Origin of the sequence: Paraburkholderia sp. BCC1885 (assembly GCF_900996235.1) — a bacterium.
Taxonomy (GTDB): domain Bacteria; phylum Pseudomonadota; class Gammaproteobacteria; order Burkholderiales; family Burkholderiaceae; genus Paraburkholderia.
In genome coordinates this window covers 41,033-61,687 of the sequence record NZ_CAAJGM010000219.1, presented here as the reverse complement: position 1 = coordinate 61,687, position 20,655 = coordinate 41,033, and the positions used below count along the sequence as shown (strand labels likewise).

19 protein-coding genes and 1 riboswitch are annotated in these 20,655 nt (G+C 64.4%); of the genes, 6 read left to right on the top strand and 13 right to left on the bottom strand.

Annotated features, from left to right (window positions below):
- Window positions 1–12 precede the first annotated feature (12 nt).
- The 7 genes from glyQ to miaB form a co-directional block, all read right to left on the bottom strand.
- Window positions 13–1,020 carry a glycine--tRNA ligase subunit alpha gene (gene glyQ / locus FQ755_RS24900; RefSeq protein WP_144157917.1) on the bottom strand — a complete coding sequence of 336 codons (1,008 nt, stop codon included), beginning with the start codon at window positions 1,018–1,020 and terminating at the stop codon, window positions 13–15.
- Between the two features lie 136 nt (window positions 1,021–1,156).
- Window positions 1,157–2,827, bottom strand: a complete 1,671-nt coding sequence (gene lnt, locus FQ755_RS24895; protein ID WP_144157672.1) for an apolipoprotein N-acyltransferase — start codon at window positions 2,825–2,827, stop codon at window positions 1,157–1,159.
- A 34-nt stretch (window positions 2,828–2,861) separates the two neighbouring features.
- On the bottom strand, window positions 2,862–3,758 hold the full coding sequence (locus FQ755_RS24890) for an HlyC/CorC family transporter (RefSeq protein WP_144157671.1): 897 nt from the start codon (window positions 3,756–3,758) through the stop codon (window positions 2,862–2,864).
- Window positions 3,759–3,973: 215 nt separating this feature from the next.
- A complete protein-coding gene (locus FQ755_RS24885; protein ID WP_144157670.1) occupies window positions 3,974–4,648 on the bottom strand; it encodes a gamma-glutamylcyclotransferase in 675 nt (224 codons plus the stop codon).
- Between the two features lie 37 nt (window positions 4,649–4,685).
- Window positions 4,686–5,147, bottom strand: a complete 462-nt coding sequence (ybeY, locus tag FQ755_RS24880) for an rRNA maturation RNase YbeY (protein ID WP_144157669.1) — start codon at window positions 5,145–5,147, stop codon at window positions 4,686–4,688.
- Between the two features lie 60 nt (window positions 5,148–5,207).
- Window positions 5,208–6,287, bottom strand: a complete 1,080-nt coding sequence (locus FQ755_RS24875) for a PhoH family protein (RefSeq protein WP_144157668.1) — start codon at window positions 6,285–6,287, stop codon at window positions 5,208–5,210.
- 33 nt (window positions 6,288–6,320) lie between these two features.
- Window positions 6,321–7,706: a tRNA (N6-isopentenyl adenosine(37)-C2)-methylthiotransferase MiaB gene (gene miaB / locus FQ755_RS24870; RefSeq protein ID WP_144157667.1), complete on the bottom strand. Its 1,386-nt coding sequence runs from the start codon at window positions 7,704–7,706 to the stop codon at window positions 6,321–6,323.
- Between the two features lie 344 nt (window positions 7,707–8,050).
- On the opposite strand from miaB, the gene FQ755_RS24865 reads away from it, so the two are divergent.
- The 4 genes from FQ755_RS24865 to ribB all read left to right on the top strand — a co-directional run bounded on the left by FQ755_RS24865 (window position 8,051) and on the right by ribB (window position 11,626).
- Window positions 8,051–8,437: an extradiol dioxygenase gene (locus FQ755_RS24865; protein ID WP_144157666.1), complete on the top strand. Its 387-nt coding sequence runs from the start codon at window positions 8,051–8,053 to the stop codon at window positions 8,435–8,437.
- A 15-nt stretch (window positions 8,438–8,452) separates the two neighbouring features.
- A complete protein-coding gene (locus tag FQ755_RS24860) occupies window positions 8,453–9,625 on the top strand; it encodes an MFS transporter (protein WP_144157665.1) in 1,173 nt (390 codons plus the stop codon).
- Between the two features lie 145 nt (window positions 9,626–9,770).
- Window positions 9,771–10,457, top strand: a complete 687-nt coding sequence (locus FQ755_RS24855; protein WP_144157664.1) for a helix-turn-helix domain-containing protein — start codon at window positions 9,771–9,773, stop codon at window positions 10,455–10,457.
- 108 nt (window positions 10,458–10,565) lie between these two features.
- Window positions 10,566–10,764, top strand: a riboswitch (FMN riboswitch).
- A 142-nt stretch (window positions 10,765–10,906) separates the two neighbouring features.
- Window positions 10,907–11,626 carry a 3,4-dihydroxy-2-butanone-4-phosphate synthase gene (gene ribB / locus FQ755_RS24850; protein ID WP_144157663.1) on the top strand — a complete coding sequence of 240 codons (720 nt, stop codon included), beginning with the start codon at window positions 10,907–10,909 and terminating at the stop codon, window positions 11,624–11,626.
- A 128-nt stretch (window positions 11,627–11,754) separates the two neighbouring features.
- On the opposite strand, the gene FQ755_RS24845 is transcribed toward ribB, so the two are convergent.
- From FQ755_RS24845 to glpD, 4 genes are all read right to left on the bottom strand, one after another.
- Window positions 11,755–12,441 carry an HAD family hydrolase gene (locus tag FQ755_RS24845; protein ID WP_144157662.1) on the bottom strand — a complete coding sequence of 229 codons (687 nt, stop codon included), beginning with the start codon at window positions 12,439–12,441 and terminating at the stop codon, window positions 11,755–11,757.
- Between the two features lie 116 nt (window positions 12,442–12,557).
- Window positions 12,558–13,265 (bottom strand): MIP/aquaporin family protein, encoded by a 708-nt coding sequence (locus FQ755_RS24840; RefSeq protein ID WP_144157661.1) that lies wholly within the window; start codon window positions 13,263–13,265, stop codon window positions 12,558–12,560.
- Between the two features lie 138 nt (window positions 13,266–13,403).
- Window positions 13,404–14,903 carry a glycerol kinase GlpK gene (glpK, locus tag FQ755_RS24835; RefSeq protein WP_144157660.1) on the bottom strand — a complete coding sequence of 500 codons (1,500 nt, stop codon included), beginning with the start codon at window positions 14,901–14,903 and terminating at the stop codon, window positions 13,404–13,406.
- A 216-nt stretch (window positions 14,904–15,119) separates the two neighbouring features.
- Complete coding sequence (gene glpD / locus FQ755_RS24830; protein WP_144157659.1) at window positions 15,120–16,679, bottom strand: glycerol-3-phosphate dehydrogenase; 1,560 nt, start codon at window positions 16,677–16,679, stop codon at window positions 15,120–15,122.
- A gap of 195 nt (window positions 16,680–16,874) precedes the next feature.
- Here glpD and FQ755_RS24825 point away from each other — a divergent pair, with 195 nt between their 5' ends.
- Entirely contained in the window at window positions 16,875–17,249 is a 375-nt protein-coding gene (locus FQ755_RS24825; RefSeq protein ID WP_144157658.1) for a hypothetical protein, read from the top strand.
- Between the two features lie 85 nt (window positions 17,250–17,334).
- Here the strand turns inward: FQ755_RS24825 and FQ755_RS24820 are convergent, their stop codons facing one another.
- Window positions 17,335–17,532, bottom strand: a complete 198-nt coding sequence (locus FQ755_RS24820; RefSeq protein ID WP_186308659.1) for a hypothetical protein — start codon at window positions 17,530–17,532, stop codon at window positions 17,335–17,337.
- 364 nt (window positions 17,533–17,896) lie between these two features.
- Window positions 17,897–18,676, bottom strand: a complete 780-nt coding sequence (locus tag FQ755_RS24815; RefSeq protein ID WP_144157657.1) for a DeoR/GlpR family DNA-binding transcription regulator — start codon at window positions 18,674–18,676, stop codon at window positions 17,897–17,899.
- 338 nt (window positions 18,677–19,014) lie between these two features.
- Here FQ755_RS24815 and ggt point away from each other — a divergent pair, with 338 nt between their 5' ends.
- Complete coding sequence (gene ggt / locus FQ755_RS24810; RefSeq protein WP_144157656.1) at window positions 19,015–20,652, top strand: gamma-glutamyltransferase; 1,638 nt, start codon at window positions 19,015–19,017, stop codon at window positions 20,650–20,652.
- The last annotated feature ends 3 nt before the right edge of the window (window positions 20,653–20,655 follow it).

Below are 20,655 nucleotides of genomic sequence, written 5' to 3'. Positions count from 1 at the left end.
TTCGTGTTCTCGTCAGTCCGGGTCGATCTTGCGTTCGACTTTGAGCGGCGGCGCCCAGGCGGGCATCGCGGCGTCCTGTTCGTCGGTCGTGAGGCCGGGCACACCGTGGACCGGATTGCCGAGCATCGGGAAGCCGAGCTTCTCGCGCGATTCGTAGTAAGCCTGCGCCACCTGGCGCGACAGGTTACGAATCCGGCCGATATAAGCCGCGCGCTCCGTGACGGAGATCGCGCCGCGCGCATCCAGCAGATTGAACGTATGGCCGGCCTTCAGCACCAGTTCATAGGCCGGCAGCGCGAGCGGCACTTCCATCATGCGTTTGGCTTCGGCTTCGTAGCTGTTGAACATCGAGAACAGCAGTTCGGTGTTGGCGTATTCGAAGTTGTAAGTGGACTGCTCGACTTCGTTCTGGTGATACACGTCACCGTAGGACAGGCGGCGCATCTCAGGACCGTTCGGGCCTTGCTCCTCCCATTCCGTCCAGACGAGGTCGTAGACGTTCTCGACCTTCTGCAGGTACATGGCAAGACGTTCGAGACCGTAGGTGATTTCGCCGAGCACCGGCTTGCAGTCCAGACCGCCCACCTGCTGGAAATAGGTGAATTGGGTGACTTCCATGCCATTCAGCCACACTTCCCAGCCGAGCCCCCACGCGCCGAGCGTCGGGTTTTCCCAGTCGTCTTCCACGAAACGCACGTCGTTTTGCTTCAGATCGAAGCCGAGCGCTTCGAGCGAGCCGAGGTACAGGTCGAGGATGTTTTCCGGCGCCGGCTTCAACACCACCTGGTATTGGTAGTAGTGCTGCAGACGGTTCGGGTTTTCGCCGTAGCGGCCGTCCTTGGGGCGGCGCGACGGCTGCACGTAGGCCGCGCGCCACGGTTCCGGGCCGATGGCGCGCAGGAACGTATGGACGTGGGAGGTGCCCGCGCCGACTTCCATATCGATTGGCTGGAGCAGCGCGCAACCCTGCTTGTCCCAATAGGATTGCAGCGTCAGGATGATTTGCTGAAACGTGAGCATGAAGTGCCTTTCGGGCATGGAGGCCGCGCCGAAGCGCCGGGGCGCGCGAGGCGGCCGTGGAGCAAAGTGCTAAACGATAGATTTTAACGGAAAGGCAGGGAGGGGAGGATTTTTGGGGAGGGGGCAGTGTGCTGCGTTAGCCCTTTGCATTGCGTCGCCGCACGCCAGGCCCGAACGCAAACCCAAACGCGAGCAGGAACAGCGAAACCGCCAGCACGGTGTTGTTCCCACTCGTCACATACGGCGTATTCCCCGAAGTCCCTTGCACGGTGACGTCAATGGCGCCGACGGTAAAAGGCGCGAGCCGCGCCAGGACGTTGCCGTGTGAATCGATTGCAGCGGTGGTGCCGGTGTTGGTCGCGCGCAGCATTGGCCGGCCGGTTTCGAGCGAGCGCATCCGGGCAATCTGCAGATGCTGGTCCAGCGCGATCGTGTTGCCGAACCACGCAAGATTGGTCGAGTTGACCAATACTCCCGCCGGCGTATCGCTCTCGCGAATGGACGCCGCGATCTCCTCGCCGAAAATGTCCTCGTAGCAGATGTCGGCGGACACCGGCTGGTTGTGCACCAAGAACGGCTTTTGCACGGGGGCGCCGCGCGCGAAATCGCCGAGCGGAATATTCATGAGGTTCACAAACCAGCGGAAACCCCACGGCACGAATTCACCGAACGGCACCAGATGATGCTTGTCGTAGCGGTACAGCTCGTGCGAGCCCGGCGTGATGCCGAACAGGCTATTCGTATAGTCGACGAGCCGTCCTTCCGGCGTAATCGTGCCGCCAATCGCGCCGAACAGAATCGACGTGCCGGTCGAATCCGCAAAGTTGCGCACGGCGGTAGCGAACGGCTCAGGCAGTTGCTGGATGATGACGGGAATGGCGGTCTCCGGCGTCACCACCAGATCCGCGGGCTTCGCCGTGATCATCTGCTGATATTCGTCGATGGCGGCGACCATGCCGGCCTGCTCGAATTTCATCTCCTGCTTCACATTGCCTTGCAGCAGGCGCACTTTGAGCGGCGCGTTGGCTGGCACCGTCCACGCAACCAGCGGCAACAGCATGCCGGCGGCGATCAGCGCAACCGCAACCAGCGCGGAGGGCGCGACGCGAGCCGCCAGCGTGGCGCCGTTGCGCGCTTCTGCAGGCTCACGCAGACGCACCAGCGCCTGCACGAGCAACGCGGCGACCAGCGCCAGCATCCAGCCCACGCCATACACCCCGGCCACCGGCGCAAACCCGGCGAGCGGCCCGTCCACCTGCGGGTAGCCGCTGGCAAGCCACGGAAATCCGGTGAACACATAACCACGCAGCCATTCGCCCACCGCCCATGCACTGGCAAAGGCAAACGCGCCGTGCCACGTCGGAGAAAACGGCTTGTCGTCGAGCGCGCTGCTTTGCGCGTGACCTGCACAGAAGGACCACACGCCCGCAGCCAGCGCCGGATAGACCGCGAGATACAACGAGAACAGCACCAGCGCCGCGCCCGCGAGCGGCGCGCTCATGCCGCCGTAATCGTGCATGCTGACGTACAGCCACCACACGCCCGTGACGAAGTTGCCGAAGCCGAATGCGCCGCCTGTCAGCGCCGCGCTTTTCCAGCCTGTCGTGCGCGTAAGCCACGCAAAGTAAAACGTGAAGATCGCCACTTCGAGCCAGCCGCCATGCGGCGTCGGAGCAAAGGAGAGCGTGTTCGCCGCGCCCGCGAGGAGTGCGACGAGGTAGTGCCAGCGCGGCAACGTTCGTCCCGTTGCTTGCGCGACGGCGGACGTCACGCCGGATCGCGGACGGGAAGTGATCGGGTCGGCCATTGTTGCGCGGTCGGTTCTAAAGGGAGGGGAGAGTTCAGGTCTGGACGTGCTGCGCTTCGCGCTCGCGCTGGCCCGCGAGCGGATCGCGGCGCACCAGCAGCATGTGGATCTGTCGCGCGTCGCCGCGCAGGATCTCGAAGATCAGGTCGTCGATACGCACCTTCTCGCCGCGATGCGGCACGCGCCCGAAATGATGCGTGACGAGGCCGCCGATCGTATCGACTTCGCCGTCCGAAAAGTGCGTGCCGAACGCTTCGTTGAACTGCTCGATTTCGGTCAGCGCGCGCACGCGATAGCGTCCGTCCGGCGAGGCGATGATGTTGCCGCTTTCCTCGTCGAAATCGTATTCGTCCTCGATGTCGCCGACGATCTGTTCCAGCACGTCTTCAATCGTAATCAGGCCGGCGACGCCGCCGTATTCGTCGACGACGATCGCAATGTGATTGTGATTCACGCGAAAGTCGTGCAGCAGCACGTTCAGGCGCTTGGACTCGGGGATGAACACGGCGGGACGCAGCATGCCGCGCACGTCGAATTCTTCCTCCGCGTAGTAGCGCAGCAGGTCTTTGGCGAGCAGCACGCCGATGATGTTGTCGCGATTGCCTTCGTACACCGGATAGCGCGAGTGCGCTTTTTCCAGCACGAACGGAATGAATTCCGCGGGCGTTTCGGCAATGTTGATCGCGTCCATCTGGGCGCGCGGCACCATGATGTCGCGCGCGCAGAGTTCGGAGACCTGAAAAACCCCTTCGATCATCGACAGCGAATCCGCGTCGATCAGGTTGCGCTCGTGGGCGTCCTGCAGGATTTCCAGAAGTTCGCCGCGGGATTCGGGCTCGGGCGAGATGAAGTCGGTCAGACGCTCAAGCAGGGAGCGTTTTTCCTGTGGTTTGTCGCTAGTTCGGTGTCGACTGGGATACGTGTCGTTCATGGTGGTGCGCCCGGCAAGACTGGGCGCGCTGTTGCAGAGCGTTAAGGATACACCACGCACATGGCAGGACCGTGTCCCGCCGGGCTTGCCGGCGAGTGGATGGCCACGTCATGGAGTCGGGGGCTTGGGTCAATCCTAACGGATAACGCCCGTGGATGCCCATTGGAGCAAAAAATGGCGGCGAAAAGCGGGGTACAGGACGGTTCGGTCGCCGCTCAGCCGCCGTCGCTGCCGGCTTCGCGGCAGCGCGCCAGCAGCGCCTCGAGCGCGCGGTCGGGCATGCCGCTCTCGCGCAGCGCGGCCACCGTGCGGCTGACATAGTCGAGCGTCGTGCCGTAGCGTCCGCAGGCACAGCCGAACACCGCCTGCACGACCTCGTCGGACAGCTTGCCGGTGTAACTCGACACGTCGCGGCGCATCACGAAAGCGAGTGCATCGACGCGCCGGCCGTCGCTGAGATTGCACGGCAGCCATGCCGGCCGGTACGAGCCCATCGCCATTTCGCGGCGCCAGAGCGCTTCGAGATGCGGCATCGCGCCCTCGGCGGCGAGCCGGAACGCGATGCCGGCGCACGAGCCGCCGCGGTCGAGCGCCAGCACGAGGCCCGGCTGTTCCGGCGTGCCGCGGTTCACCCGCGACCAAAGATACAGCCCGCGGTGGTAGCCATGCACCCTGGAGCGGGCGTTTTCGACCGTCGGCATGCCGGGGTTCCAGATCAGCGAGCCGTAGCCGAACAGCCACAGGTCGCTCTTGCGGTCCCAGCCGCGCAGCGTCCATTCCAGCGAGGCGTGCAGTTCCTCGTCCGTCAGCAGCCGCGATTCGCCGAGCGCCGGCGGGTAGCCGGGGCAGGGCGGGCGGTCCTGATCGGGGGCGGGGAAAGTCGTGCTCACGCTGGCTCTGACGATAATCTGGATGAATCAGTGAAGGTTATTGATAAGGGTCAGGAAAGCCGAGGCTGGCGAGGATCTCGGTTTCGATGGCTTCCATTTCCTGCGCTTCCTCTTCGACCTCGTGATCGTAGCCCTGCGCGTGCAGCGTGCCGTGCACTAGCAGATGCGCGTAGTGCTCGGCGAGCGGCTTGCCCTGCTCGGCGGCTTCTTTCTCGACCACCGGACAGCACAGGATCAGGTCGCCCGTCACCGGATCGTCTTCCGATTCGGCGTAGGCGAACGTCAGCACGTTGGTCGAATAGTCCTTGCCGCGATAGGTGCGGTTGAGCGTGCGGCCTTCCTCTGCGTCGACAAGACGCACGGTCAGTTCCGCGTCCGCAAAAAGCGCCGCCTTGATCCAGGCGGTGACCGTCGCGCGCGGCAGAATCGCCTTGTGCTCCGGCCACGCCGTGGCGGCGGGAAATTGCAGGTTCAGCGTCAGTTTCGGGGTGCGGCTCATGCGTGTTCTTGTCGTTGCGTGTCTCGACGTGTCTTTGCCGGGCTGGGTGATCTCAGCGGCTCAGCGCGCGTCGGCCGGATTGGCGTTTTTCTGCGAGTGCGCGTCGTAGGCTTCCACGATGCGCGCCACCAGCGGATGCCGCACCACGTCGGCGCTGGTAAAGCGCGTCATGGCGATGCCGCGCACTTCCGACAGCACCTGCTGCGCTTCGATCAGCCCGCTCTTGTGGCCGCGCGGCAAGTCGACCTGGGTCGTGTCACCGGTGACCACGGCCTTCGAGCCGAAGCCGATCCGCGTCAGGAACATTTTCATCTGCTCGGGCGTGGTGTTCTGCGCCTCGTCCAGAATGATAAACGCGTGATTCAGCGTGCGGCCGCGCATGTAGGCGAGCGGCGCAATTTCGATCATCTGCCGCTCGAACATCTTGGCGGTTTTGTCGAAGCCGAGCAGGTCGTACAGCGCGTCGTACAGCGGACGCAGATACGGGTCGACTTTTTGCGCCAGATCGCCCGGCAGAAAACCGAGCCGCTCGCCGGCTTCCACCGCCGGCCGCGTCAGCACGATGCGCTTGACCTGGTCCCGCTCCAGCGCATCCACGGCGCAGGCCACCGCCAGATACGTCTTGCCGGTACCCGCCGGCCCAATGCCGAAGGTGACGTCGTGCGCGATGATCTGCTTCAGATACTCGCGCTGTGCCGGCGTGCGGCCGCGCAGGTCGGCGCGCCGGGTGTACAGCTTCGGACCGAGTGCTTCGAGGTCTTCGTCGCCGGTGTCGGCCGGTTCGTCGAACGGATGGTCCGGATCGTGGCGAAAACGGGCGTCCGGGCCTTCCGCGCCATTGGTGCCATGGCTGCCGTTGGCGCTTTTGCGCGCCGGATGACGGGCTTCGACCAGCGCGAGCTGGATGTCGTCGACCGAAATCGGCTCGCGCGCGCTGTTGTAGAAGTTTTCGAGCGCGGTGAGCGCCAGTTTGGCGCCGCGGCCGCGGATCGAGATGCGATGGCCGCGGCGTTGCAGCGTGACGTCGAGCGCCTGCTCGATCTGCCGCAGGTTTTCGTCGAGCGGCCCACAGAGGTTGGCGAGCCGCGCGTTGTCTTCGCGCGGTGCGGTGAATTCCAGATGCTGCTGAGTGGTCTTCAAGGCGGAGGATCGATCCTGTCGGTTTCAGTACGCTTAATGGGTGGTGGCGGGCGCGTCGTCGTACATCGGATCGTGCACCATCACGAGCTCGCCACGTAACGAATGTGGGTACGCCTGCACGATTTTCACGTCCACCATCTGGCCGATCAGCCGTGCGTGCGATGCCGGCGGCACCGGGAAATTCACCACGCGGTTGTTTTCGGTGCGGCCGGCGAGTTCGTTGGGGTCCTTGCGCGCCGGCCGTTCGACCAGAATGCGCTCGACCTTGCCGACCATCGACTCGCTGATGCGGGCGACGTTCTCCTCAATCGTAGCCTGCAGATGTTGCAGGCGTTTGAGCTTCACTTCGCGCGGCGTGTCGTCGTGCAGATTCGCGGCCGGCGTGCCGGGCCGCGGGCTGTAGATGAACGAGAAGCTGGTGTCATACTGCATCTCGTGGACGAGCGCCATCATCTTGTCGAAATCTTCCTCGGTCTCGCCGGGGAAGCCGACGATCATGTCGGTGGAGAGCGACAGGTCAGGGCGAATCGCGCGCAGCTTGCGGATCACCGATTTGTATTCGAGCACCGTATAGCCACGCTTCATGGCCATCAGGATGCGGTCGGAGCCGTGCTGCACCGGCAGATGCAGATGGCTCACCAGCTTCGGCACCTTGGCGTAGGTGTCGATCAGGCGCTGGGTGAATTCCTTCGGGTGCGAGGTGGTGTAACGGATCCGTTCGATGCCCGGAATATCCGCGACGTATTCGATCAGCGTCGCAAAGTCCGCAATCTCAGACGAACCGAGCGTGAGGCCGCCGCGATAGGCGTTGACGTTCTGGCCGAGCAGCGTCACTTCGCGCACGCCCTGGTCGGCGAGGCCGGCGATCTCGGTCAGCACGTCATCCAGCGGACGCGACACTTCTTCGCCGCGCGTGTAGGGCACGACGCAGTAGCTGCAATACTTGCTGCAGCCTTCCATGATGGACACAAACGCGCTCGGGCCATCGACGCGCGCCGGCGGCAGATGGTCGAACTTCTCGATTTCCGGAAACGAGATATCGACCTGGGCGCGGCCGCTCGAGCGGCGCTGGTCGATCATCTGCGGCAGACGGTGCAGGGTTTGCGGGCCGAACACCACGTCCACGTAAGGCGCGCGGGCGATGATCGCGGCGCCTTCCTGGCTCGCCACGCAGCCTCCCACGCCGATAATCAGGTTCGGGTTCGCTTCCTTCAGTTCACGCGCGCGGCCGAGTTCGGAGAAGACTTTTTCCTGCGCCTTTTCGCGCACGGAGCAGGTATTGAACAGGATGATGTCCGCGTCTTCCGGGGTATCGGTCTTGACGAGGCCTTCGGCCGCACCGAGTACGTCGACCATTTTGTCGGAGTCGTACTCGTTCATCTGGCAGCCGTGGGTCTTTACATAAACTTTCTTGGTCATCGAATTTCGCCGGTCGCAGTGGTTTATCTGGGGGCGCGGTTAAGCGTGAAGAGAGGCGAAAACGTGCGCGGACCAAGCGCGGCGCGGGAGCCGGGGACAGCCTGGCGGCGTGGGGCGGCACGTTCGCAGTGTAGCCTCATATTATAGCCCTTCGCCGCGCGCAGATTGATACAGGCGCCGCGCCACGGCCTGCCGAGCCGCCCGTTCCGGCCCTCGCCGGGTATATTCAAAAGTAATTTGAAAATGATTCAAACGCCACGCCAATTATCCAATTGACGGTCAGCCGGGACAATGCGCCTACTGAAAATCCCCAGGCCGGCGTTCAACACCGGCGTGCAGGCGCCATGAATCTCGATCACGCAACCATCGTCACCGCCGAACTCGACGCCGCCCGCCGCTTTTTCGTGGATGTGGCCGGACTCGTCGACGGCCCGCGTCCGCCGTTCGGAATCGGTGGCTATTGGCTGTATGCAGCGGGGCGGCCGGTAATCCATCTGGTCGACTCGACCGCGCCGGCCTCGGCCGGCCGCGCGGCGCCGCGCATCGACCACGTCGCTTTCCGGCTCGAAAGCGCCGCCGAATGGCAGGCGCTGCTGCAGCGGCTGCGCGCGGCTCGGGTGGACTACCAGCTCGCCGAGGTGCCGCAGGCCGGGGAACTGCAACTATTCGTGGCGCTTGCGCCGGGTGTCGTCGTCGAATTCGTGACGGCGCGGCGCCACGTTCATGATTAAAACCGGAGTTTTGCGATGCCTATTCCCCTTCTCGCGCTCGCCATTAGCGCTTTTGCCATCGGCACCACCGAGTTCGTCATCATGGGCTTGCTGCCCGAGGTCGCGCGCGACCTGGCGGTGTCGATTCCGTCCGCGGGTCTGCTGGTGAGCGGCTACGCGCTGGGCGTCGCGGTCGGCGCGCCGCTGCTCGCCGTCGTGACGAGCAGGATGCCGCGCAAACTGGCGCTGCAGTTGCTGATGGGCGTGTTTATCGTCGGCAATGTGCTGTGCGCGGTGGCGTCCGGTTACTCGGTGCTGATGATCGCGCGGGTCGTGACGTCGTTCGCGCACGGCTCGTTCTTCGGCATTGGCGCGGTGGTGGCTGCGTCGCTGGTGCCGCAGGAAAAGCGCGCCAGTGCGATTGCGCTGATGTTCACCGGCCTCACGCTCGCCAACGTGCTGGGCGTGCCGCTTGGCACCTTCATCGGTCAGGAATTCGGCTGGCGCATGGCGTTCTGGGTCGTCGCCCTGCTGGGCGTGATCTCGCTGGCGGGCGTTGCCGCGCTGGTGCCGAACCGGCACGACACGGGACCGACCGGCCTTGCTCACGAAGTCCGCGTGCTGAAAGACCCGCAGGTGTGGATGGCGCTGGCGATGACGATTGTCGGCTTCGGCGGCGTGTTCGTCGTGTTCACCTACATCGCGCCGATTCTCGAGCAGGTGAGCGGCTTCTCGCCGCGCGGCGTGACGCTGATTCTGGTGCTGTTCGGCGTGGGGCTGACGATCGGCAACACGGTGGGCGGCAAGCTGGCCGACCGCGCGCTGATGCCGTCGCTGATGGGGATTTTGCTGGCGCTCGCCGTCGTCATGGCAATTTTCACGCGCACCAGCCATTCGCAGGTGGCCGCCGCGGTGACGATTTTCGTCTGGGGAATCGCCGCGTTTGCGACCGTGCCGCCCTTGCAGATGCGTGTGGTCGAAAAGGCGACTGCTGCACCGAATCTGGCTTCGACGCTGAATATCGGCGCTTTCAACCTCGGCAATGCCGGCGGCGCCTGGCTGGGCGGACTCGCCATCGGTCACGGCATGGGCCTCGACGCGTTGCCGTGGGTGGCCGCGGCGGTGTCGGTCGCGGCGCTGCTGTTGACGTGGCTGGCGGCGCGGATGGACGCGCCGCTGCGCAAGGGCACGGTCGGCGAGGCGATATGAGCCATTGGCGAATGCTTTGCCAGAATCGTCCTCCGCAATACTGATAACAGTGTGAAGATAACTTCGTTGGGCGTAACGATTCGCGGTGCTATCTTGCCTCCACTAACCCTTTGCGCGCCATCTGGCGGCGCTACTGGAGGCACTCATGCATTCCCCGCTTGCGCTGGTTCGCGATCCCGCGATTGACGCTCACGAAGGGCCGCGGGCCGCGGAACCCCTCGACGCGCTGGAACATCTGGTCGGTGTCAATCTGGCCCGCCTGCGGGCCGAGCGGCAACTCTCGCTCGACGCTCTGGCGCGCGCCTCGGGCGTCTCGCGGGCGATGCTGGCGCAGATCGAGTCGGCCCGCAGCGTGCCGTCGATCAAGGTGCTGTGCAAGGTCGCGGCGGCGTTGAAGGTGTCGGTGGCGGCGTTTTTGCGCCGGCACGCCACCAACGGCTTCGAACATCTGCCGGCTGACCGCGCAACCCGTCTGGTCAGCTCGAACGGCCGCTATTCGGCGCGCCCGCTGTATCCGGATGCGGAGCCGGTGAGCGCCGAATTCCATGAATTGCGCATCGCGCCTTTGCACACCGAGCCGGGCGTGCGCCGCGCGCCCGGCACGACCGTCAATCTGGTGGTGAGCGAGGGCACGCTGGAAGTCAGCGTGCACGATCAGCGTCAGTTGCTGGCGACCGGCGATGCAATCGTGTTCGACGCCGATCAGCCGCACAGCCTGCGCAATCCCGGCGACACCGAAGCGCGCGCGTTTCGCGTCACGCTGAATGCGGAGACGCCGCCGCGCTGGGACGTCCCGCACGACGTCGCGCGGCACGCCGCCACGCCGCTTTGACGACGGTGCGCCTCGCGCTGCGAGAGGCGTCCGTCTAATCCGTGTCCGCTGCGCTGCAGGCCGGGCGTGGCTGTTGTATGCTTCATCCGCCGGAGATTCCGGCAATCAGTGCGTCTTCAGGGCGGGGTGAAATTCCCCACCGGCGGTATGCAGGCAGCGCAATCGCGCTTGCCGGCGAGCCCGCGAGCGCCCGTGTCGTTGTAACGTAATTGCGGTTGCGCAACCACGTTGCGTGGTCGACACGGGGTCAGCAGATCTGGTGCGATGCCAGAGCCGACGGTCATAGTCCGGATGGAAGAAGATGTGCAGATAGTCATGTCGGTCCCCGTTGCGCTGCCTGCATTTCCGGGCGGTGCGTGGGCGTTCCTTCGAACGTCCGCCGGGGCGAGTGCTGCCTGTTTGCAATGCCCTGAAACGTTTTTCGCCCAACTTTTGCGAGAGCGTTTCACATGTCCTTTGCTACTTTTCCTGCCCCTACGACGATCGCGGAAGATGCGTTCGCCGATCTCCCCCAGCTCGCCACCGAAGCGGTTCCGCCGCGCATCGCCGCCGCCTTGCAAGCCATGCGCGATGGCCGCGCAGTCGTCCTGCAGGATGACCACGACCGCGAGAACGAAGCCGATCTGATCGTCTCCGCCGAGCGTCTCACCAACGAGACAATGGCGCTGCTGATCCGCGAATGCAGCGGCATCGTCTGCCTGTGCCTGCCCGATGACAAGATCCGCGCGCTCCAATTGCCGCCGATGGCCGTCAACAACGAAAGCCGGCATGGCACGGCGTTCACGGTGTCGATCGAAGCGCGCGAGGGCGTGACGACGGGCGTTTCCGCAGCGGACCGTGTGACGACGATTCGCGCCGCAATTGCGGAGAACGCCCGGCCGACCGACATCGTCAGCCCCGGCCACGTGTTCCCGTTGCGCGCAATGCCCGGCGGCGTGCTGGCGCGGCGTGGCCACACGGAAGGCACGGTGGATCTGGCGGTGCTGGCCGGTCTCAAGCCCGCGGGCGTGCTCTGCGAATTGATGAACGCGGACGGCACGATGACGCGCGGCGCGGATGTCGAACGCTTCGCGGCGCAACACAATCTGCCGATGCTGACGATTGCCGAGCTGGTGGAATTCCGCGAGGCGCTGGCGGCCGCGCGGGAGTGCTGCGTCGACGAGGTGTGATGCGAGGTGTGATGCGAGGTGTGATGCGAGGTGTGACGCGGGTGGGCTCGCGCGGTCCTGGTTCGAAAGCCCGCGCGGGTTGCCAGCGGGTTTTGCGTGCGAGTCTGCCTGCGAGCCTGCCTGATTAATCAAGACTGCACGTCGCCAAATTCCCCGCGCCTGCCGCTTTCGACGAGCGCGGGCAGTTCATCCATATGTTCCATGATGCGGGTCATGCCCATCTTGCGCAGCGCGTCCGCATAGCCATCCGGAATATGACTTGCGCCGACGAAGGCGATGGTCTTCATGCCGGCCGCGCGCGCCGCGTTCAGACCCGCGACGCTGTCCTCGACTACGAGGCACCGTGCCGGATCCACGCCCAGTTGCTGCGCGGCAAACAGATAGACATCCGGGTAGGGCTTGGGCCGTGCCACCTGCTCGGCGCTAAAAACCCGCTCGCCGAATATCTGCTGCAATCCCGCCCGCCGTACCGAAGCCTGCACGCGCTTCATGCGGCTATTCGACACGACCGCCGCCGGCAGCGTCACACGCTGCAATGCTTCGCGCACGCCGCCGATGGCGGTGAGCCTGGAGCCGAGCGCGAGCTCGACGTTGTGCTCGACCGTCTCGAGAAAATCCACGGGAAGTTGGATGCCGAACGACGTCTCGATGCCTTCGAGAAAACGCGAGGTCTGCTGGCCGAACGCCGTCTTCACGGCGCTGCTGAAGTCGAGACCGGGGAAGGTTGCCGAAAGCGTTTCGAGAAGCACGTGGTCAGCGATGACTTCGCTGTCGACGAGCACGCCGTCGCAGTCGCAGATGAGATGATCGATCATGCCGGAAGGGAGCGAAAAGCGCGCGGACTGTCATGCCCGCGCGCAGACTGGAAAGCATCATGATACGTGCTTTGCCGGTGTCCGCGCGGCGCTTTCACGTCCCGCCCGGCGGCGAATCAATGAACGTGCAGGTAGATCCACGCGGCGGCCGCGCCGCCCGCGAGCGGGCCCAGCACGGGCACCCACGAGTAGCGCCAGTCGCTGTCGCGCTTACCAGGGATCGGCAGCAGCGCGTGCATCAGACGCGGTGACAGGTCGCGCGCCGGACTCATGGCGTAGCCCGTCGGACCGCCCAGCGAAATGCCGATGCCGAGCACCAGCAGGCCGACCGGCAGCGCATCCAGCGCACCAAGACCGACTTGCGGCGAGGCCAGATACAGCACGCCGAGAATCAGCACAAACGTGCAGATCATTTCGGTGAGGAAGTTATGCGGGGCGCTGCGAATCGCGGGCGCCGTGCAGAATACGCCCAGCTTGATATCCGCGTCCTCTTCCTTTTCGAAGTGCTGGCGGTAGGCCATCCACACGAGCCCCGCGCCCGCCATGCCGCCGAGCATCTGCGCGGCCACGTAACCGGCCACCTTGCTCCACGCGAACTTGCCGGCCAGCGCGAGGCTGATCGTCACCACCGGATTCAGATGCGCGCCACTGAACGACGCCGTCATGAAGACCGCGATAAAGACCGCCATGGCCCAGCCCATCACAATGACGATCAGATCCGCGCCCTTGCCTTTGGTGCGGGCAAGCAACACATTCGCGACGGCCCCGTTGCCCAACAGGACAAGCATCGCTGTGCCGATAAATTCGGCTATGTACGGTGACATGATTTGTTCTCCAAAATATATTTATTAGGGAAGCCGCCTCGGATGCGGCTTCCTGGCCTCGAGCTTGCGTGACTGGCGGCACGCCCCTCGGCGGGTGCGACGGCTGCTTCAATCCCTATCGATGCATCGCAATGCGGATCAAGGCGTGTCGGCCCAGGCCTTGGCCGCGCGGATCGCCCGTTGCCAGCCGGCCAGATTGCTCTTGACGTCGGCGGGTTCCATGTCGGGCGTGAAGCGGCGATCGAGCGCCCACTGGCTCTGCAATTCGTTGACGTCCCTCCAGTAACCCACGGCGAGACCGGCCAGATAAGCCGCGCCCAGGGCAGTGGTTTCGCTGACTTTCGGCCGCACTGCATCGACGCCGAGAATGTCGGCCTGGAACTGCATCAGCAGATTGTTCGCGCAGGCGCCGCCGTCGACGCGTAATTCGTCGATGCGGATGCCCGAGTCGGCTTCCATCGCTTTCAGCACGTCGAGCGACTGATAGGCGATCGAATCGAGCGCGGCGCGGGCGATGTGCGCCGAGGTCGTGCCGCGCGTGACGCCGAACAGCGTGCCGCGCGCGCGTGCATTCCAATGCGGCGCGCCGAGTCCCGCGAAGGCCGGCACCAGATACACGCCGTCGCCGTGCGGCACCGTGCGCGCCAATGTTTCGATGTCCGCAGCACTTTTGATGATGCCGAGCCCATCGCGCAGCCACTGCACCACGGCGCCGGCGATAAAGATGCTGCCTTCGAGCGCGTAATTGATCTGGTCGCCGATTTGCCAGGCGATTGTCGTGACGAGGTTGTTGTTCGATTCGATCGGCTTGTCGCCGGTGTTCATCACGAGGAAACAGCCGGTGCCGTAGGTGTTCTTCACCATGCCCGAACGCGTGCACATCTGGCCGAACAGCGCGGCGTGCTGGTCGCCGGCAATACCGGCGAGCGGGATCTTCGAGGCGAACACCGTGGTCTTGGTCGGGCCGTACACCTCGGACGACGGACGCACTTCCGGCAGCATGCTGCGCGGAATGTCGAGCGCCTGCAGCAGTTCGTCGTCCCACTGCAGCGTGTGGATATTGAAGAGCATGGTACGCGACGCGTTGGTCACGTCCGTGATGTGCAGGCCGTGCTTGGTGAAATTCCACACCAGCCAGCTATCGACAGTGCCGAATGCGAGGCGGCCCTGGCTGGCTTTTTCGCGCGCGCCTTCGACGTTATCGAGAATCCAGCGGATCTTGGTGGCCGAGAAATACGAGTCGATCGGCAGACCGGTCTTCGCGCGGACTTTTTCTTCGAGGCCCTGTGCCTTGAGTTCGTCGCAGAAGTCGGCGGTGCGGCGATCCTGCCAGACGATCGCGTTATAGATGGGATGGCCGGTTTCGCGGTCCCAGACGATCGTGGTTTCGCGCTGGTTGGTAATGCCGATGGCGGCAATCGACGTGCCGTTCATGCCGGCACGCGTGACGGCCTCGGCGGCGACGCCCGCCTGGGTCGACCAGATTTCCTGCGGGTCATGTTCGACCCAGCCCGGACGCGGATAGATCTGCTGGAATTCCTTTTGCGCCGTCGAGATCACATTGCCCTGACGGTCGAAAAGCATCGCGCGCGAGCTGGTCGTGCCCTGGTCGAGCGCGAGAATGTACTGATCCTGCATGTCTCTTCTCCATGTTTTATGAATCACTGGATCGACGATCCGGCGACGGGAACGGCTTGTTGTTTTTTGGATGCTGCAACTGCCGTGACTTCGTGCATTCCGGTTGCGGCGGGGCGCGCCGGAATGCGGTGCTAGGAATGCTTTTTGTTAGTGCCTGGTTGTACTGATTGGTTCTGCGGCGGACCCATCGGTCCGCTCGTGCCGGTCTATCGATGCTTACGCATGCTGGCTCGCCGCAGCCTGCCTGAGTGGTTCTCGCTCGACGGGCGAACGGGCAAACCAGTCGTCGATGTCCTGCGTGACGCGCTCCAATGTTCCTGGCTCGACATGTAGACCGAGCTTCGAGCGGCGCCACAGCACGTCCTGCGCGCTGCGCGCCCACTCGATGTCGCGCAGGTAACGCAATTCGGCTTCATGAAGTCCGGGCGCAAAAGCGCGGCCGAACTCCGCGAGTGAACTGGCCGCGCCGATCACGTGCTGCGCGCGCGTGCCGTAAGCACGCGCGAGGCGGTGCGCGAGGTCGGCGGGTAACCACGCGTATTGCTGCTTGAACTGCGCGAGGAAGCGCTCGAAGTTGGCCTGCGGCATGTCGCCGCCGGGCAGCGGCGCGCTGGCGGTCCACGCCGCGGCCGGGTGGTGCAAGGCGCGGCCCAGTTCGTCGACGGCTTCCTCCGCCAGCTTGCGAAAGGTCGTGATCTTGCCGCCGAACACCGACAGCAGCGGCGCCTCGCCGGCGGGCGCGTCGAGTTCGAGGCGGTAATCGCGCGTGACGGCCGACGGGTTGTCCGCGCCTTCTTCCTCCAGCAGCGGACGCACGCCTGAATAGGTCCAGCGGACGTCGGCCGGCGAGATGGGTTGCTTGAAATAGCGGTTGATCGAATCGCACAGGTACTGCGTTTCGTCGCCGTTGATCGCGACCTGGGCCGGGTCGCCGTGATATTCGATGTCCGTGGTGCCGATCAGCGTGTAGTCGTGCTCGTAGGGGATCGCGAAGATGATCCGCTTGTCCGGATTCTGGAAAATGTACGCGTGATCGTGTTCGAACAGCCGCTTCGTGACGATGTGGCTGCCCTTGACGAGCCGCACGCTATGGTTCGCGTCGCGGCCGAGCGCGCCGTGCAGCAGTTCGCCCACCCACGGACCGGCGGCGTTCGCAATCGAACCGGCGCGAACATCCAGTTGCGTGCCGTCGGCGCGGCGCAGTTGGGCGTGCCATTCGCCGCCGGCCCGCACCGCGTTGACGAGCTTCGTGCGTGTGAGCACGGTGGCGCCGTGTTCCTGCGCGTCCAGCGCATTCAGCACGACGAGGCGGGCGTCGTTGACCCAGCCGTCGGAATAGACGAAGCCGCGCCGGATGGATTCGACCAGCGGCGCGCCGGCCGGATGACGCCGCATGTCGATGCCGCGCGAGCCCGGCAGCAGTTCGCGGCGTGCGAGGTGATCGTAGAGGAACAGGCCGGCGCGGATCATCCAGGCCGGCCGCAAATTCGGCATGTGCGGCATCACGAAGCGCAGCGGCCACATGATGTGGGGCGCGGCGCGCAGCAGCGTTTCGCGTTCCTGCAACGCCTTGCGCACCAGGCCGAACTCGCCATATTCGAGATAGCGCAGGCCGCCGTGGATCAGTTTGGTGCTGGCCGACGACGTATGCGCGGCCAGATCGTCCTGTTCGCAGAGCAGCACGGACAGGCCGCGGCCAGCGGCGTCGCGTGCGATGCCGGCGCCGTTGATGCCGCCGCCCACGACGAGCAAATCGTATCTGGAGCCTTGCGTCACCTGCTGTGTCCCCTGCGTTATGGAAAGAAAAGCGGAAAGGAAAGAAAATCTATCGAACCGATAGTGTTCGTTTTCGAACTTTAATGAACAAAATCGAAAAAGTAAAGTTCGAGTTGTCTGAAGATTTGTTCTGAATGTGGCGCAACGCGCCGTCACCGACGATACTCACGGCAATAGCCATATCGAGGTGAAATCATGCGAGGACTCTGGGTAATCGGCGCGACGGCGCTACTGGCGGGCTGCGTGAGCACGCCGAGCCTGAGCGGCAGTATGGGCGCGCCGTCGTTCGTAGCATTGCAGCAGATGTGCAGCGCGGCGCCGGTGGACTACGGCAACGACGCGCAGTCGGTCTACACGACGTTCTATGACGCGTACATCGCGAACCGGAGCGGCAAGCTGTCCAAGGCGGATTACTGCGCGTTCCAGACTTCGATCGCCCAGCACTATTCGACGCTCGGCGCGAGCAGCGACCAGCAGGCACGTAATCAGTGGGCGGCGTATTTCCTGGACCAACAGGCGCGCGCGTTGAGCTGGCGGGCGGCGGTTGATCCGACGCTACGCAGCGGTTGAGGTTTGCTTCGCAGGTGAGTGGTTACTTCGGTGCGGCGTGAGTGAACGCGCCGCACTTCGGTCCTACCGGTAGAACCCCGGCGTATCACGAGAACCGCTTGATCGCCCGGATTGCCGTGTCGCCAATGTCCGTGACGCGCCATTGCTTGAGGCCCGAGGCGAGTTTTTCGAGTTGGACGAGCTGTCGCTCGAACAGCGCATCCAGCTCCTCGCGGTCCATATCGACCTGATTGGGGGCATCCTTCACGAGCAACAACGTGGCGAATTCATGCGGACTCAGCATCGTTCTCTCCATGTCAGGCTTTGCGCGGATGGCCCATGGGGCAGCTAGCCGGCGTGGTGGCCGACGCAGCGCGATCCGCGACAGGATCAGGCGGGAGTGACAGCAATTCAAACGGCGCGCATTGAAAATGGCGCCGGGGAACTGGAGTGTAGTCAACCGCACGCCGAACCCCAAATCGTCTTCGTAAAATTTTCCGTTTGACAACCGGACGCCGCAGCGGCGGTCTGGATTGGCGAGCAAATCCTTGATTTCACTCGAAGTCTTGCGTGCGCTGCAGCAAAGCGGGCATGGCCGCAGTATGCGGCTGGCGGTTTCAGTCAGGCGAGCGAAGGCGCGGGTTAAAACCTTGCGCCATGCATCCCGGCTATTGCGCGATATAGACCTGCGTGCCGGCTGCGGTCAGTGTCTCGGCCATGTCGGCGGGCGGCGCGGCGTCGGTGAAGAGGGCGTCGATCTGTTCCAGATGGCCCTGTCGGACCAGCGCGGGGCGGCCGAACTTCGAGTGGTCGGCGGCGAGGAACACCGTGCGTGCATGTTCGATGATCGCCTCGGCCACGCGCACCTCGCGGGTATCGAAGTCGCGCAGCGTGCCGTCGGTCTCGATGCTCGAGGTGCCGACGATGGCGAAATCCACCTTGAACTGGCGAATGAAGTCGATCGCCAGTTCCCCGACAATCCCCTTGTCCCACGGCCGCACGATGCCGCCCGTCACCAGCACTTCGCAATCCGGATAGCCGCTCATCATGCTGGCGACATTCAGGTTATTGGTGATGACGCGCAAGCCGCGATGACGGTTCAGCGCGCGCGCCACTTCCTCGGTGGTGGTGCCCAGATTGATGAACAACGACGCCTGATCGGGAATATGCGTGGCCACCAGCGTGGCGATGCGGCGCTTCTCGTCATGGAACATGCGCTGCCGCGCGGTGTAGGAGACGTTCTCCGAGCTGGTGGGCAGACTCGCGCCGCCGTGGTAGCGGCGCAGCAGGTTCATGTCGGCCAGCCAGTTGACGTCGCGCCGGATGGTTTGCGGAGTGACGTCGAAATGGGCAGCCAGGTCATCCACGGTCACGAAGCCGTCGCGTTGCACCCATTCCAGCAATTCCTGTTGACGTGCGTTGAGGGTCAGGCGGGGGTCTCGGGTCATGTGTCTCGGATCAGGTGATGGCGCGACGCCGGATACGGCGGCCCGCGCCAGGAGCGAGCGATGATTAACGGTGAGCCATTCGGGTGAGCTATTGTAAGACCAACTCGCGAGTTGTCCGCCGACCTATGCGACTTGCGTCGAGGCCGCATCCGACGGCCGCCCGCGACTCGCACCGCGCCGGTTTGGTCTATTCAGGTAGTTTCTGCATTTATTCATTTAATAAATGAATTTGTTTTTTCGGGTGGTTCGCGCTGCAATCAGCGGTTCGTTCCGTGATGGTTTTCTAATGGTTCCGGCGGCTGCGTCGCGCCGGGCCGCGCTTTCCGAGAGTCTCCAACATGACCCGCTTCAACTGGCAAAACCCTTATCCGACGCCGCGTCTGCCCGTCTTCGCCCGCAATATTGTCTCGACCTCGCACCCGCTCGCGGCCCAGGCCGGCTTGCGCATGCTGTGGAAGGGCGGCAATGCGGTCGATGCGGCGATTGCCGCGGCTGCGGCCATCACGGTGGTCGAACCGGTCTCGTGCGGCCTCGGCGGCGACGCCTTCGCGCTCGTGTGGGACGGCGCGAAGCTGCACGGCCTGAACGCCTCGGGGGTCTCGCCGGCGGCGTGGAACGTGGACTACTTCAAACGCAAGTATGGTAAGGAAGCCGGTCTCGCGAAGCAGCCCAAGCGCGGCTGGGACGCGGTGACGGTGCCCGGCGTGATCGCGGGCTGGGAGGCCCTGCATCAGAAATTCGGCTCGCTGCCGTTCGCCGACCTGATGGAACCCGCCATCGAAATCGCCGAGCGCGGTCATGCGGTGGCGAGCATCGTCGCCTACAAGTGGGCGGCCGCGGTGCCGGAACTGAAAGACCAGCCGGGCTTCGCGCAGACCTTCATGCCGCGCGGCCGCGCGCCGGAAGTGAGCGAACTGGTGCGCTTCCCCGGTCATGCGAAGACCTTGCGCAAGCTGGCCGAGCAAGGTCCGCGCGCTTATTACGAAGGCGAGATCGCCGCGCAGATCGCGGCGTTCTCGCGCGAATGCGGCGGCGCGATGACGGCCGAAGATCTGCGCAACTATCGCGCGGATTGGGTCGAACCGATCGCCAAGGAGTACCGCGGCTACTCGGTTCACGAAATTCCGCCGAACGGCCAGGGTATCGCCGCGCTGATCGCGCTCGGCATCCTCGAAAAGTTCGATGTGGGCTCGCTCGCGGTGGATAACATCGAGTCGCAGCATCTGCAGATCGAGGCCATGAAGCTCGCCTTCGCCGACGTCTACCGCTACGTGGCGGACCCGCGTTCGATGGACGTGACGCCCGAACAGATGCTCGACGACGCCTACCTCACCGAGCGCGCGAAGCTGATCGATCCGAAGCGCGCCACCCAGTTCGACTTCGGCATGCCGAAAGCCGGCGGCACGATCTATATGTCGGTGGCCGACGAGCGCGGCATGATGGTGAGCTTCATCCAGTCGAATTACATGGGCTTCGGTTCGGGCATCGTCGTGCCGGACAGCGGCATTTCGCTGCAGAATCGCGGCTGCGGTTTTTCGATGGACCCGAAGTCGCCGAACGTCGTCGAAGGCGGCAAGCGGCCGTTCCATACCATCATTCCGGCTTTCCTCACGCAACAGGTCGACGGCAAACAGGAAGCCGTGATGAGCTTCGGCGTGATGGGCGGCGACATGCAGCCGCAAGGCCACCTGCAATCGGTCGTGCGGATGCTCGACTACGGCCAGCAGCCGCAGGCCGCCTGCGATGCGCCGCGCTGGAAGGTGAACCGCGACTTCACCATCGACATCGAGGCCACGCTCGACGCCGACACGGCGCGCGGGCTCGAAAACCTCGGCCATACGATCAAGTCGGTCGACGATCCGTATATGGACTTCGGCTCGGGCCAGTACATCTGGAAGCTCGACCGCAACGAGCCGGAGCGCGGCTACGTGGCGGCCAGCGACAGCCGCCGCGACGGTCTGGCCGCCGGCTTCTGAGCG

Bases quoted from the DNA above. Each gene is read 5' to 3' on its own strand.
- FQ755_RS24815 (WP_144157657.1), bottom strand. From the start codon at position 18,676: ATGACCCGAGACCCCCGCCTGACCCTCAACGCACGTCAACAGGAATTG.
- FQ755_RS24825 (WP_144157658.1), top strand. From the start codon at position 16,875: ATGCGAGGACTCTGGGTAATCGGCGCGACGGCGCTACTGGCGGGCTGC.
- miaB (WP_144157667.1), bottom strand. From the start codon at position 7,706: ATGACCAAGAAAGTTTATGTAAAGACCCACGGCTGCCAGATGAACGAG.
- FQ755_RS24855 (WP_144157664.1), top strand. From the start codon at position 9,771: ATGCATTCCCCGCTTGCGCTGGTTCGCGATCCCGCGATTGACGCTCAC.
- ribB (WP_144157663.1), top strand. From the start codon at position 10,907: ATGTCCTTTGCTACTTTTCCTGCCCCTACGACGATCGCGGAAGATGCG.
- FQ755_RS24860 (WP_144157665.1), top strand. From the start codon at position 8,453: ATGCCTATTCCCCTTCTCGCGCTCGCCATTAGCGCTTTTGCCATCGGC.
- FQ755_RS24890 (WP_144157671.1), bottom strand. From the start codon at position 3,758: ATGAACGACACGTATCCCAGTCGACACCGAACTAGCGACAAACCACAG.
- FQ755_RS24865 (WP_144157666.1), top strand. From the start codon at position 8,051: ATGAATCTCGATCACGCAACCATCGTCACCGCCGAACTCGACGCCGCC.
- glpK (WP_144157660.1), bottom strand. From the start codon at position 14,903: ATGCAGGATCAGTACATTCTCGCGCTCGACCAGGGCACGACCAGCTCG.
- glyQ (WP_144157917.1), bottom strand. From the start codon at position 1,020: ATGCTCACGTTTCAGCAAATCATCCTGACGCTGCAATCCTATTGGGAC.
- lnt (WP_144157672.1), bottom strand. From the start codon at position 2,827: ATGGCCGACCCGATCACTTCCCGTCCGCGATCCGGCGTGACGTCCGCC.
- ggt (WP_144157656.1), top strand. From the start codon at position 19,015: ATGACCCGCTTCAACTGGCAAAACCCTTATCCGACGCCGCGTCTGCCC.
- FQ755_RS24820 (WP_186308659.1), bottom strand. From the start codon at position 17,532: ATGCTGAGTCCGCATGAATTCGCCACGTTGTTGCTCGTGAAGGATGCC.
- FQ755_RS24845 (WP_144157662.1), bottom strand. From the start codon at position 12,441: ATGATCGATCATCTCATCTGCGACTGCGACGGCGTGCTCGTCGACAGC.
- FQ755_RS24840 (WP_144157661.1), bottom strand. From the start codon at position 13,265: ATGTCACCGTACATAGCCGAATTTATCGGCACAGCGATGCTTGTCCTG.
- ybeY (WP_144157669.1), bottom strand. From the start codon at position 5,147: ATGAGCCGCACCCCGAAACTGACGCTGAACCTGCAATTTCCCGCCGCC.